Here is a 15,635-nt window from a genome sequence, read left to right as displayed (position 1 = left end):
CCATAATACTTAGTCAAACCTTCCAAACGAGAAGTCAAATTCACATTATGAGAAATTGCATCTCCTGACATCCGAGTTTCCTCTCCCACTATACCAACCATGATATGACCCCAATGAATACCTATGCCAATTTTAATCGGAAATAAACCATCTACTGATCTGAGGATTTGATTATATTCATGTAATTTCTGAAGTTGAGAAATAGCTGACTCTACAGCATCATCAACACCATCAGGAAATACGGCCATAATACCATCTCCCATAAACTTAATAATCAACCCATTGCAAGCACGAATTTCTGGACAAACTTTTTGTAAATAAGCATTGACAAAAGCAAAAGTTTCTTGAGAAGTCATCTGCTCGGATATACTCGTAAACGAACGAATATCAGAAAAGAATATAGCCATCTTTTTACTCACACGATCGCCTAATTTTACATCAAGAATATTTTCTTTAGAGAGTAACTTTACATATTCCTGGGGTACAAAACGCTCGTAGGAATTAGTGATTTTTGATAATTGAATATGGGTTTTAATTCGAGTTAACAATTCATCCTTAGCAAAAGGTTTAGTCAGATAATCATTAGCACCAAATTGGAAACCCATAACTAAATCGGCGACTTGATTTTTAGCAGTTAACATCAATATGGGCAAACTCTGAGGAGGATATTTTTCCCGAATTTTAGCGCAGACTTCATAACCAGACATATTGGGCATCATGACATCTAGTAAAATCATATCAAAATTGTTATTATCCAAAACTGCCAAAGCTTCTTGTCCATTTGATGCTTGAGTAACTTGATAGTTATTCGCCTTGAGGTGGTTGCTTAAAACTTGAATATTTATAGGTTCATCATCAACAATTAAAAGGTGAAAATCTCCCCCAGCTAGATGATTTTCATTGGGTGCGATGTCTACAGATGTTTCTACTCCCTCAATGAGATAATGAATACTGTTGACTGTAGGAACAGGAAAACTAGAAGATTCTACTACAGATTGTTGAGAAATGGGTAGAGTAAAGCTAAAACTAGAACCGACACCAACTTCAGACTTAACCCAAATATGACCGCCGTGGAGTTCGACTAATTGTTTTGTGACTGCTAACCCTATACCTGTACCACCATATTTTCTAGCTGTGGAACCATCTCCTTGTTCAAAAGATTCAAAGATGCTGTCTAGTTTATTAGCGGGAATACCAATACCAGTATCAGAAACAACAATCTTCAGTAGTTGAGGTTGTTGATATTGATCTGTATTTTGATTAGAATAGTATGGATGGGGGGGTTGAAAGGTAATTACCGTGGCAGAAATTTTCACTTCACCAGACTCAGTAAATTTGATGGCGTTGCCAATTAAGTTATAAAAAATTTGTTGCAAGCGATTTTCGTCAGCGGACACAGGAGGCAAATTTTGGGGAATAGCATTTATTAATTGTAGATTTTTTTTATTGACTAATAGATTTAAAGTAACTACTGTTTCTGCAACCGCAAAAAGATCGACAGCTTTAATTTGTAATTCTAGTTTATTGTATCTAATTTTAGAAAAATCAAGAATGTCGTTAACTAGATTAGAAAGACGACGAGCGCTAGAAACAATCATGTTTAAGTTGGAAATAATTATTGGGTTGATTTCCTTTTTTCTTTCTAGCAGAAATTCGCCAATACCAATAATGCCATTGAGTGGAGTTCGTAATTCGTGAGAGGTATTAGCTAAAAATTCGTCTTTGAGACGGTCTAGTTTTTTGAGTTCTTGGTTTTGCGTTTCTAGGGTTTCAAAGGAGTTTTTGAGTTGTGCTGCCATACGGTTAAAAGACCGCGCAAGTTGTCCAACTTCGTCACTACGTTCAATATTGAGTTGGTTTTCCCACTTGCCTTCCGCAATTTCTTTAGCTGCAGAATTAACTTGTAATATTGGTTGAGTAATCCAATAAGTAGTCACTATTCCAACTAATATAGCTACCGTCAGAGCAGCAACACTTAATAAAATGGTAGTACGGGTGTTGGCATCGATCTTGCCCATGAAATCATTTTCGGGAACTATGACAATTATTAGCCAATCAATACCTTTACCATCTTGAACTGGCATGATGCTAGCATAATACCACTTTCCTTCAATGGGAAAATTAAGTTGTTCGCCCCGATTAATTTCTTTGAAGTTGCCAAATGTTTTGTTTAGATATTCTGCTGTGACTCTTACTACGGTATTATTGCTCTCAATAGCTTGTAAGCGTTCTATTTTTCTATTTTTACCAACTCCAGTAATCACAAATGGTTCAGAAATAAGGGAACTAGCAATTAAATTTCCCGATCGCTCTATGATAAAACTTTTGCCATTGGGACTAATGTTTAAGTTCTTGAGGAATTCTGTAATCTGTGTCAAACTGCTTTCATTGGCTAAAACACCAATTAACTTATTATTAGAATCAAAAATAGGTTTAACAGCAGCTATGTCCAAAGAAGAATTAGAACCAGAAAAGGCTGAATAAATAGGACTCCATGTAGGTTTACCCAATTGTTTTGCTGCTTGATACCAGGAACGAATCCGAGGATCGTACTCTTTGACTTTCAATAATTTGCCGATATTGCCACTCTCGTCTAGCTGATAAATTTGACGCAATGGTTGAGTAGCTTTAGTACGAATTCTCAAGACAATTTCTTCGCTCTCGGGATTAATTTCAACGTTAATAAACTCTCCTTGTTCGTTGCCAAAGAAAAGATCTGTTTCCCCTTTTCCCTGCTTGATAATTTGCCAAAAGTAGAGTCGCATTGCATTAAAATCATAGACATTAAAATTACGACTTTCAATTGACTCATTAGTGAATCTTAGCACTTGATGGGACTTGTTAAGATACTCCAAAACGTGCTGCTGAATACGAGCGCTAATTTCCTTGGTTAATTGATTCACAAGGCTATCAACAGATTGGTGTCCATTTGTAAAAGAAAAATATCCCACTAATCCCACAGTAGTAACAATTTGTACAATAAATGGGACAATCAGAACAGTTTTTAGAGGAAGTTTGTTAAACATTTTGCCCAGGTGTTAACGAAGTCAGAAGTCAGAAGTGAGTGTGTAATTCTGAGGTCCTCTCAAAATGTAAGACACACTCAAGACAGTCAGAAGTTGTTTTTGTAAAGGGGATTTTGAGTAAGTCCCAAAAACATATCGAATAACTTTTTGACTAATTTGAGTTAAGTTAATATTAATTATAATTATGTTGACTTCTCGCTCTCGGATGTTGTATGCAACGTCTGTACCTACTCCTCTATTCCCCATAAGCAAACTGAGACACGGTAAAACCCTATCTCCGCGTCTCCGTGTCTCCCATTCTCCGTGTCCTAAAGAACTCCCATCTTCGCCCTCCCAAACTCCCCCACTCCTCACTTCTCGGTAAATGCCCAAACTCCATCCCAGTTTTTCGGCACACCAGTTATTCTTAACTCCTCAATTCTATCTAAATAAAGTTGAGATGTTTGGTCTGAAGAATTAACTGCTAATACTTTCTCAAAATAATTCTTAGCAACAACCAAATCTCCCAAACGATAATGCTCTAAACCTAGTTCAAAATCTGCCTGAGTTCTTAACTTTAATTCTCGCACAGAATCTACTTCACCATCTAACACTTCATAAACATTAATTGGTTCATCTCTACCCTTAACAGATGCTCTATCTAGAAATCTAATTTGATATTTTTGAGGTTCTTTTAAACTCTGAAAAGCTGACTCAGAAATTAATAAAGAAACTCCATAATACTTAGTCAAACCTTCCAAACGAGAAGTCAAATTCACATTATGAGAAAGTGCATCTCCTGACATCCTAGTTTCCTCTCCCACAATACCAACCATCATGTGACCCCAATGAATACCAATTCCGATCTTCATCGGAAACAAGCCCATCGCTTTTAGAGTCTGATTATATTCCTGTAATGTCTGAAGTTGAGAAATAGCTGACTGTACAGCATCATCCGCGCCTTCAGGAAATATTGCCATAATACCATCTCCCATAAACTTAATAATTAAACCATTATAAGCGCGAATTTCTGGACAAACTTGTTGTAAATAACCATTGACAAAAGCAAAAGTTTCTTGAGAAGTCATCTTTTCAGATAGACTCGTAAAAGAGCGAATATCAGAAAAGAATATAGCCATTTTTTTACTCACGCGATCGCCTAAATTCACATCAAGAATATTTTCTTTAGAGAGTAATTTCACATATTCGTGAGGTACAAAACGTCCGTAAGCATTAGTTATTTTTGATAATTGAAGATGAGTTTTAATCCGAGTTAATAATTCATCTTTAGCAAAAGGTTTAGTCAGATAATCATTAGCACCAAACTGAAAGCCCATAACTAAGTCAGCTACTTGATTTTTAGCAGTTAACATCAATATGGGCAAACTCTGAGGAGGATATTTTTCCCTAACTTTAGCACAGACTTCATAACCAGACATATTGGGCATCATGACATCTAATAAAATCATGTCAATATTGTTGTCTTTATCCAAAACTGCCAAAGCTTCTTTTCCGTTTAATGCTTGGGAGACTCTGTAGTTATTGGCCTTGAGCTGGTTGTTCAAAACTTGAATATTTATCGGTTCATCATCGACAATCAAAATATGAAAATTACTATTATAAATATTAGTATCAAGAGGAGTTATTTCTTCAATTTCTAGTGGCTCTTCGAAATCGACATAATGAATACTATTTATTGAAGGATTAAAGGTTTCTTCTACAGTTTCTTGAGCAATTGGTAAAGTAAAACTAAAGCGAGAACCAACACCTACTTCAGACTTAACCCAAATATGACCACCGTGGAGTTCAACTAATTGTTTTGTGACTGCTAACCCTAAACCTGTGCCGTCATACTTTCTAGCTGTAGAACCTTCAGCTTGTTCAAAAGATTTAAAGATGCGGTCTAATTTATCAGCAGGAATACCAATACCAGTATCAGAGACAGTAATGACAAGTTTTTCCGGCTCAAGACCATTATTTTGAGATGTTGTAGCACGATCGCTAACTAATGCGGCTGAAATTTCAATTATTCCAGATTCAGTAAACTTGATAGCATTGCCAACTAAATTATAGAGAATCTGTTGTAAACGATTTTCATCAGCATAAACTGGGGGTAAATTTTTGGGAATATTGTTGATTAATTCCAGGCTTTTTTTCCTTTTTAAAGAAACTTGACTTAAAGCTACCACTACTTCCACCATTCCCAGCACATCAACTGGTTTAACTTGCAGTTTTAATTTATGATGCCTGAGCTTAGAAAAGTCAAGAATATCGTTGACGAGATTAGATAAACGACGGGCACTAAAAACTATCATACTTAAGTTGGAAGAGGCATTCTTATTTAACTCTCCAGTGCCACCTTCTAAGATAAATTCACCAAGACCAATAATTCCATTTAGTGGTGTTCGGAGTTCGTGGGAAGTGTTAGCTAAAAATTCGTCTTTGAGGCGATCTAGTTCTTTAAGTTGTTCATTTTGTGTTTCTAGAGTTTCAAAAGAATTTTTAAGTTGAATTGCCATGAGATTAAAAGAGTTGGCAAGTTCGCCTACTTCATCACCACGGTTAATATTGAGTTGATTTTCCCATTTGCCTTCAGCGATTTCTTTTGCCGCAGAATTAAGTTGTAAAATAGGTTGGGAAATCCAGTTCGTAGTAACTATTCCTATTAATATAGCGACAATCAGAGCAGCAAGGCTGAATAAAATTGTGTTCCTAGTGTTGGCATTAATTTTTTCCATGAAGTCATTTTCGGGGACTACTACCACTACTAACCAGTCAATACCGTTACCATCCTTAACTGGCATGATGCTAGCGTAATACCACTCTCGATCAATCAAAAAGTTGATTTGTTCGTTATGCTCAATTTCGTCAAAATTACCAAACTGTTGTTGTAAGTGTTTGGCTGTTGCACTTACTATAGTATTATCACTATCGATAGCAGATAAGCGTTTAATTTTTTTCTTTTTACCAGCTTCAGTAGTGAGGAATGGTTGGGAAATCTGAGAACTAACAACTAAATCTCCCGATCGCTCCAGAATAAAACTTTGTCCATTGGGGCTAATATTTAAGTTTTTGAGAAATTCTGTAATCCTGGTTAAGCTCGTCTGATTTGCTAAAACCCCGATCAACTGGCCAGCAGAATTAAAGATGGGTCTAACGGCGGATATATCCAAAGATGTATTAGCTCGAGAGAAAGCTGGATAAATAGAACTCCATGTAGGTTGACCAAGTTTTTTTGCCACCTTATACCAAGGACGAATCCTGGGGTCATACTCTTTGACTGTTACAAACTCTTCCGCATTACCTTGAGAATCTAGCCGATAAATTTCACGAACTGGTTGAGTAGCGATAGTACGAATCCGGAAGACAATTTCACCATTATCAGGATTAAGTTCAACACCGATAAATTCTCCCTGCTCATTACCGAAAAAAAGGTCACTTTCCAAATCCCCTTCTTTGATAATTTGCCAAAAATAGGATCGCATTGCCCCAAAATTGTCAACATCTAAATTGTCACTTTCAATTGCATCATTAGTTACTCTTAGTACTTGATAAGATTTGTTGAGATAACTTAAAACGTGCTGTTCAATACGAGTACTAATTTCTTTAGTTAACTGGTTTGCCAGAGTATCGACAGTTTGGCGTCCATTGGTAAAAGAAAAATATCCCACTAATCCCACAGCACTAACAATTTGTAGAATAAAAGGGATAATTAAAACAGTTTTGAGAGGAAATTTACTAAACATTTTGCCCAGTGTGAGAGATAGAGGTTTGAATACCATAAAAGCTTTAAGTTTATTTATAATATATCTCTGAACTTGAATTTGGTCATGCCAATTAAAAAAAAAGAATGTTACAAATTATAGGGAATAGGCAACAATTAATAATTAATAATTAATAATTAATAATTATTGCTCTACCGATCTAATCTAAAAGCATTTATAGATAAAAGTTTTAGCCTTTTTATATCTGGAAAAAGTACCTAGCTTTGAGCTGCTTTATGCTCAAAAAGGTGCACATTTTGGGCAGGAGAGTAGCCCAAAAATTACTCCCGTAGGAACGTTGTATGCAACGTCCCTACCCTATGAGGAAACGGATACACGAGAACAGTCTCTCCGCGTCTCCCCCTCTCCCCCTCCTCAAAAACCCGCTCCCCCGCTCCCCCGCTCCCCTACTCCCTATTGCCTTTACTTCTGAGTAAATGCCCAAACCCCATCCCAGTTTTTGGGCACGCCAGTTACAGTTAATTTATCAATTCTTTCTAGATAAAGTTGAGCTGTTTTATCTGAAGAATTAATGGCTAATACTTTTTCAAAATAATCTTTGGCAGTAACAAAATCTCCTAAACGATAAAACTCTATACCTAATGCAAAATCTGCTTGAGTTTTTAATTTTAATTCTCGCACATAATCAATTTCTCCATCTAGAACTTCATAAACATTAATAGCTTCATGTCTACCTTTGACAGATGCACGGTCTAAAAATCTAATTTGATATTTTTCTTTATCTTTCAAACCCTGAAAAGCTGATTCAGAAATTAATAAAGAAACTCCGTAATATTTAGTTAAGCTTTCCAAACGAGCTGTCAAATTTACATGATCGGAAAGTGCATCTCCTGACATTCGATTTGGCTCTCCCACAATACCAACCATAATAAAGCCTAAATGAATGCCAATTCCTACCTTAATAGGAGGAAAACCCTCTACTTGTTGAGTCTGATTATATTCTTGTAATTTCCGCAGTTTACCTATAGCAGCTTGCAATGCATCATCAGCGCCTTCAGGAAAGACTGCCATAATACCATCTCCCATAAACTTAATAATTAAACCATTCCTATCGCGAATTTCTGGGGAAACTTGTTGCAAATAACCATTGACAAAAGCAAAAGTTTCTTGAGGAGTCATGTTTTCTGATATACTCGTAAACGAGCGAATATCAGAAAAGAAAATTGCCATTTCTTTACTCACACGGTCTCCTAATTTCACATCCAGAATATTTTCTTTTGATAGTAATTTAACATATTCATGAGGGACAAAACGTTCGTAAGAATTAGTAATTTTTGATAATTGAATATGGGTTTTAATCCGAGTTAATAATTCATCTTTAGAAAAAGGTTTAGTCAAATAATCATTGGCACCAAATTGGAAGCTCATGACTAGATCGGCGACTTGATTTTTAGCAGTTAACATCAAAATGGGTAAGCTTTGGGCTGGATATTTTTCCCGAATTTTAGCGCAGACTTCATAACCAGATATCTGAGGCATCATCACATCTAGCAAAATCAGATCGATATCCTGGTGAGTATCTAAAGCAGCTAAAGCTTCTTTTCCATTGAATGCTTGAGTAACCTGATAGTTATTGGCTTTTAAGTGGTTACTTAAAACTTGAATATTTATCGGTTCATCATCAACAATTAAAATATGAAAGTTACTATTAGTAATATCAGTATTGAGAGGAGTAATTTCTGGAGATTTTTCTACTGCATCTACAAAATAACGAATACTATTGATGGTGGAAGTCGTAGAGGTTTCTATTACAGATTCTTGTGAAATTGGTAGGGTAAAGTAAAATTTGGAACCAACACCAACTTCAGACTCTACCCAGATATGACCGCCATGGAGTTCGACTAATTGTTTTGTGACTGCTAACCCTAAACCTGTACCGCCATATTTTCTAGATGTTGAACCTTCTGCTTGTTCAAAAGAGTAAAATATTCGGTCTAGTTTATCGCCGGGAATACCGATACCAGTATCTGAGACAACGATCCTCAGTTCTTGAGATTGCTCTATATTTTGATTGGAGTATTCTCGGGCCTGAATTTGCTGATGGGGGTTTATAGAATTGTTGCTAATTACTTCTGCCAAAATTTCGACCTTACCAGACTCAGTAAATTTAATAGCATTGCCAATTAAATTGTAGAGAATTTGTTGTAAACGGTTTTCATCGGCACATACGGGGGGTAGATCTTTGGGAATATTATTTACTAATTGCAGATATTTATTTTTGCTGACTAAAAATTTATTTAAGCTAACTACTGTCTCTACTACTCCATAAACATTAATAGCTCTGATTTGTAATTCTAATGTATGGTGTCTAATTTTAGAGAAGTCAAGAATGTCGTTCACAAGATTAGATAGACGACGGGCACTAGAAACTATCATGCTTAAGTTAGATTGAGCGATTGAATTTAGCTGTACTATATCTCCTTCTAAAAGAAATTCACCAAGACCAATAATACCATTGAGGGGGGTTCGGAGTTCGTGAGAGGTGTTAGCTAAAAATTCGTTTTTGAGGCGGTCTAATTCTTTGAGTTGTTCATTTTTTGCTTCTAAGCTTTGAAAGGAATTTTTAAGTTGGTTGGCCATGAGGTCGAAGGAGTTGGCTAGTTCACCAACTTCGTCGCGACGGTGAATATTGAGAGTATTTTCCCATTGGCCTGCAGCAATGTCTTTCGCAGCAGAATTAATTTGTAAAATAGGTTGAGTAACCCAATGAGTAGTTACTATTCCTACTAATATAGCGATCGTCAAAGCACTAAAACTTAATAAAATAGTGGTCTTGGTGTTGGCGTTTATTTGTGCCATGAAGTCATTTTCAGGAACGATTACAACTACTAACCAATCAATACCTTTACCATCTTTAACTGGCATGACTCTGGTATAATACCAAGCTCCATCAATTAGAAATTTAAGCTTACGATCGCTATCAATATTATTAAAATCACCAAAATGCTCTTTTAACTGTTGGACAGTAGCGCTGAGTGTGGGGTTATTACTTTCAATGGCAGGTAAACGTTCGATATTCCGCTTTTTACCCCCTTCTGTAATGATAAATGGCATCTTAATTTGAGAGCTGACTACTAAATCTCCGGATCGCTCCATAATAAAGCTCTGTCCGTTCGCGCTGATATATAAGTTACTCAGGAAATTTGTGACTTGCACCAAGGTTGTTTTATTTGAGAGGACTCCCACAAACTGTCCACTTGAGTTAAAAATAGGTCTGACTGCTGATATGTCTAAGGAAGTATTTTCACGGGAAAAGGAGGCAAAAATTGGACTCCAGGTTGGTTGGCCTAGCTCCTTTGCTGCTGTATACCATGGACGAATACGAGGATCGTAAGCTTTTCCTTTTAAATATTCCTTGATGTTGCCTTGATTATTAAGTAAGTAAGTTTCCCGAATAGGTTGAGTCGCAAAGTTACGAATTTTAAAAAGAATATCTCCATCTTCCAAACGTTCAACCCCAATAAATTCTCCTTCTTCATTGCCAAAGAAGAGATAATCTTCTAAATCATGTTCTTTTACTACTTGCCAAAAGTAAAGTCTCAGACTGCCAAAATCATCAACATCTAAATTTTCACTTTCTATAGCATCATTAGTTACTCTTAAAACTTGATGAGATTTGTTTAGATATCCTAAAACGTGCTGTTCAATACCATTGCTAATTTTTTGGGTTAACTGGTTAGCAAGGTTATCAACGGTTTGTCGCCCATTAATCAAAGAAAAATATCCTACTAAACCCACAGCACCAAAGATTTGTAGAACAAAAGGGACAATGAGGACAGTTTTCAGGGGAAGTTTGCTAAACATTTTGCCCAGGTTAAATAATAGAGGTGTGAACTACCCAATGCTATAGCTATTGCTATAGGATGGGTTTCCATCTTCGCTAGGAATAGCATCTAACAAAACTGATGTTTTGCCAGGTGACTTACATTCCCTCAGATTGGCAGTAGAGCTAGTTCCTAACTCCTGTTTTGAGTACATTTTACATTTGTCATGCGACGGCAAATTACGCACTCGCAATATCCGCAAGGCTTCATTTTTGATATTGATGGCAGCGTTAATCTCTCTATCATGGGTTGTATGACAATGCTCGCAAGTCCAATTTTTCACATTAGGAGACAAACTACCAACTTGATTTAAACAAATATTGCAAGTTTGTGAATAAGGCAAAAAACGATCGACTTCTATATAAGTTTTTCCTTCTCTTTCTGCCTTATAACTCAGCATTGTTTCAAACATTCCCCAAGCACCATCACCAATAGATGCAGCTAAATTATTGTGTCTTGGTGCGTTACAAGGTGTGTCCTTTTCTGAGGCATAGTCACACTGCTTTTTTACCATATTTTTTACAGCTAGATTTTCTACTGCAATTACTTGGTTTTCGTTTACTATCTTGCGGGATAGCTTGTGTAGAAAATCTTCACGGCATCTAGCTATTTTCCCCTTTACTTTAGCTATTTTTATGCGTGCTTTCTTTTGGGTATTGCTGCCTTTTTGCTTACGACCTAATTTCTTCTGCTTCCGTTTGAGATTAAGAGCGTGTTTAGCAATATGCTTAGGATTTTTATATTTTGAACCATCTGATGTTATACAAAAATCAGTTAGTCCTAAATCAATTCCTATTGCTTTTCCTTCTGCTGATTTCTCAGGATTTACTCGATTCTCTTCAACTAAAACACAAACAAAATATTTACCATCTGGATTAACAGAAACAGTTACAGTCTTGATTTCTCCTGAAAAATTTCTATGGCGACGATAATAAACTAATCCAATTTTAGGTAGTTTGATGTAGTCATCCTGAAATTCTACATTTTGAGGATAAGTAATAGATTGTCTACCCTTTTTAGACTTAAATTTTGGTAACTTAGCCTGCCTATCAAAGAAATTTTTGTAAGCTGTAGATAAGTTTAATGCTACTACCTGGAGACATTGAGAATAAGTATCTGTTCTTAGCCACTCATGTTCTTTTTTGAGTTGAGGAAGCATTTTTTGAATAGCCGATCGACTAAGACTTTTTCCAGTATCTTTGTAAGTTTGATGGCATAAGCTTAGTGAATAATTCCAAAACCATCTACAACAGCCAAAGCTCTTGGTTAAAGTCAACTGCTGTTCTGATGTTGGATATATTCTATACTTATATGCCTGACACATTTATCGCTTATATACAACAATGATAAGATTTTAACATATACCTTTATATATCTGCAACTGTACTGATATTGATTGTGATTCATTCCAACACCAATATTGAAATATAATGCGGGATTTGTCACAACATCAAATTAAAAGTCATATGTTTAATCCAAAATTAAACATTAGCTTTCACCAGTAGAATTACTTAAGCTATTCTACTAAAAAAAAATTAAAATTTCCACTTTGTATAGACTACTAATTAAAACCGTGAATAAGAAATTGCCAAAATCTAACTATAGAACCCCTAAACGGATCTATTAAGCATCTCCTCCAGGCATAGGGAGTAGGGAGTAGGGAGTAGGGAGTAGGGAGTAGGGAGTAGGGGGAAAGAATTGATGAATAACAGTGCAATAAAAGAGCATGATTTTTGATTGTTGGAGATATCTATCTATAGTAATTAAATATCAATATCCTCACTTCTTGGCCTAAAAACCCAACATTAGCTAATATTCCAAATGGCTTCTATACAACTAAACTTTTGACTTTTTATTTTTGACTTTTGACTTTCATACCTGCATAACCATTAAAAAAATTGATCTTTAGTTTGATCCCAGGAAAGTCTGTGTAAGAATGCTTATTAGTTTTGTCTACTTAATTAAAAATTATAAAGTAACCATAAACTATGGAAGCCCTTTATCAATATGCCTGGCTGATTCCATTATTGCCCCTACTTGGAGCAATGGTAGTCGGCCTGGGACTAATATCCTATAGTCAAGCCACAAGTAATTTGCGGCGGGGATCAGCAATATTCATAGTCTCCCTGTTAGGAACTGCAATGGTTCTCTCCTTTGCCATACTCTGGAGTCAAATTAATGGCCATGAAACCTATACTCAAATGTTTGAGTGGGCAGCAGCGGGTGACTTTAAACTCAGTATGGGCTACACCATCGACCATCTGACTGCCCTAATGTTAGTCATTGTAACTACTGTTGCCTTTTTGGTAATGGTCTACACAGATGGTTACATGGCTCACGATGCCGGTTATGTACGTTTTTATGCCTACTTGAGCTTGTTTAGCTCCTCAATGTTAGGTCTAGTTGTCTCTCCAAATCTCGTCCAGGTTTATATCTTTTGGGAACTGGTGGGTGTATCTTCCTACCTACTAATAGGTTTCTGGTACGACCGGAAAGCAGCAGCTGATGCTTGCCAAAAAGCTTTTGTGACCAACCGCGTCGGTGACTTTGGTCTGCTACTAGGGATGCTCGGAATTTACTGGGCGACTGGTAGCTTTGAATTTGAAGTCATGGGCGTTCGCCTGGAACAACTAGTAGAAACAGGCGCTCTGAGTGCTGGTTTAGCCACCCTGTTTGGTGTTTTAGTATTTTTAGGACCTGCGGCCAAGTCGGCTCAATTCCCATTGCACGTCTGGCTACCAGATGCGATGGAAGGCCCTACTCCAATTTCTGCTCTAATCCACGCAGCAACAATGGTAGCTGCTGGAGTTTTCCTAGTTGCGCGGATGTATCCAGTATTTGAACATCTGCCAGTAGTAATGAATATTATTGCTTGGACAGGAGCCTTCACGGCTTTTCTAGGAGCAACGATCGCCATTACTCAAAATGATATTAAAAAAGGTCTTGCCTATTCCACTATTTCCCAATTGGGATATATGGTTATGGCAATGGGTGTGGGAGCTTATAGCGCCGGACTATTTCACCTAATGACCCACGCTTATTTCAAAGCTATGTTGTTTTTGTGTTCCGGTTCAGTTATTCATGGTATGGAAGCAGTAGTTGGTCACAATCCAGTTTTGGCGCAAGATATGCGGTTAATGGGTGGACTGCGCAAATATATGCCTGTTACCTCTGCTTGCTTTTTAATTGGTACTCTGGCAATTTGCGGTATCCCTCCTTTTGCTGGTTTTTGGTCAAAGGATGAAATTCTGGGCAGTGCTTTTGGAGCAAACCCCGCTTTGTGGTTGATCGGTTGGGCAACTGCTGGAATGACTGCTTTTTATATGTTCCGGATGTATTTCTCCACTTTTGAGGGAGAGTTCCGGGGTAACGATGAGCAAATTAAACAGCAATTAATGGCTGCAAACTCTACAGGTGAGAAGGTCGAGATGACCCCAGCTGTGGCTTTCGGACCAGGTGCCATGGACCCGAAAGAATTAGAACACGGCCATGATGACCATGACCACGACCACGGTCATCATAGTGACTCTCCCCATGAGTCTCCTATTAGCATGACTTTACCGTTGATGGTTTTAGCGATTCCTTCAATGATTATTGGTTTGTTAGGAACGCCTTTTGCTAATTATTTTGAACAGTTTATTTATGCACCAGGAGAATCTTTGGCAGAGGTGCTAGAGGAACTGGCTGAGTTTGACCTGACTGAATTTTTGATTATGGCAGGTAACTCTGTGGGTATTGCTTTAATTGGTATTACCTTTGCTTCCCTGATGTACTTGAGTCGTAAAATTGACCCTAGTGCGATCGCTGAAAAAATCAAGCCTCTTTACAATTTCTCTCTCAACAAGTGGTATCTAGACGACCTCAACGACTTTCTATTTGTTAGAGGTAGTCGTCGTCTAGCACGTCAAGTTTTGGAAGTAGACTACAAAGTAGTTGATGGAGCTGTTAACTTAACAGGTTTTATTACACTTCTGACTGGAGAAGGTTTGAAATATTTAGAAAATGGTCGCGCTCAGTTTTATGCCCTCATTGTATTTGTAGCGGTGTTGGGTTTAGTAGTCTTTTCTGGCGTTTAATTCAGTTATCAGTTATCAGAGGTTTTCCTAGTGGGATTTAATGGTGTCGGTAAAATTCCAAAATTATCCCCCCCAGCCCCCCTTTGAAAGGGGGGAGTCTTCAAAGTCCACCTTTCAAAGGTGGATTTAGGGGGATTATGACTGATAACTGATGCTCACAAACTGTAAAACTAAATTCACCAGGAATGGAAACAAAAGAACTCAAACTTAAGTTTTCCTCCTACTCATAACATTACAAAATTTTCCAACTGAGAATTAAATACTTATGACTAATTTTCCTTGGTTGACTATAATCATTCTATTTCCAGTAGTTGCATCGTTACTAATTCCGATTATTCCAGATAAAGACGGCAAAACAGTACGGTGGTACGCCTTAATTGTTGGATTAATTGATTTTGCTATTATCACGACTGCCTTCTGTACTGGATATGACACGAGTAACCCCGAGCTTCAACTGGTAGAAAGTTATGCTTGGGTGCCACAATTAGACTTAAATTGGTCAGTGGGAGCTGATGGTTTATCCATGCCACTAATTATCCTGACTGGCTTCATCACAACTCTGGCAATTATGGCAGCGTGGCCTGTAACTTTTAAGCCAAAGCTATTTTATTTCTTGATGTTGTTAATGTACGGCGGTCAAATAGCTGTGTTTGCCGTGCAGGATATGTTGCTATTTTTCCTAGTTTGGGAATTAGAATTAGTACCAGTTTACCTAATTCTCTCCATCTGGGGTGGTAAAAAACGGTTGTATGCAGCAACTAAGTTTATTCTTTATACCGCAGGTGGTTCGCTGTTTATTTTGATAGCAGCGTTAACAATGGCGTTTTATGGCGATACTGTTACTTTTGATATGAGGGCAGTTGCTGCGAAAGATTATGCTCTGAATCTGCAACTATTGTTATATGGAGCGTTTTTGATTGCCTATGCTGTGAAGTTACCAATTTT

Annotated in this window: 6 protein-coding genes; 2 read left to right on the top strand and 4 right to left on the bottom strand. The window is 37.1% G+C overall.

Going from position 1 to position 15,635, the window contains the following annotated elements; genetic code table 11:
- The 4 genes from AC3DU7_RS07065 to AC3DU7_RS07050 all read right to left on the bottom strand — a co-directional run.
- Positions 1–3,026 (bottom strand): response regulator (locus AC3DU7_RS07065; RefSeq protein WP_488038649.1); only part of this gene is annotated, 3,026 nt, incomplete at its 3' end.
- 350 nt (positions 3,027–3,376) lie between these two features.
- A complete protein-coding gene (locus AC3DU7_RS07060; RefSeq protein WP_488038648.1) occupies positions 3,377–6,787 on the bottom strand; it encodes an ATP-binding protein in 3,411 nt (1,136 codons plus the stop codon).
- A 405-nt stretch (positions 6,788–7,192) separates the two neighbouring features.
- Positions 7,193–10,594 carry a response regulator gene (locus AC3DU7_RS07055; protein WP_488038647.1) on the bottom strand — a complete coding sequence of 1,134 codons (3,402 nt, stop codon included), beginning with the start codon at positions 10,592–10,594 and terminating at the stop codon, positions 7,193–7,195.
- Between the two features lie 30 nt (positions 10,595–10,624).
- Positions 10,625–11,938 carry an RNA-guided endonuclease InsQ/TnpB family protein gene (locus AC3DU7_RS07050; protein ID WP_488038646.1) on the bottom strand — a complete coding sequence of 438 codons (1,314 nt, stop codon included), beginning with the start codon at positions 11,936–11,938 and terminating at the stop codon, positions 10,625–10,627.
- A 664-nt stretch (positions 11,939–12,602) separates the two neighbouring features.
- Here AC3DU7_RS07050 and AC3DU7_RS07045 point away from each other — a divergent pair.
- Together AC3DU7_RS07045 and AC3DU7_RS07040 are read left to right on the top strand one after the other, a co-directional pair.
- Positions 12,603–14,690 carry an NAD(P)H-quinone oxidoreductase subunit 5 gene (locus AC3DU7_RS07045; RefSeq protein WP_488038645.1) on the top strand — a complete coding sequence of 696 codons (2,088 nt, stop codon included), beginning with the start codon at positions 12,603–12,605 and terminating at the stop codon, positions 14,688–14,690.
- Positions 14,691–14,955: 265 nt separating this feature from the next.
- The coding region (locus tag AC3DU7_RS07040; protein WP_488038644.1) for a proton-conducting transporter transmembrane domain-containing protein at positions 14,956–15,635 on the top strand (680 nt) is incomplete at its 3' end.

Source organism: Okeania sp. (assembly GCF_983059655.1).
The sequence above is the reverse complement of the archived record's forward strand: the minus strand, read 5'-3'. Positions and strand labels throughout refer to the sequence as shown.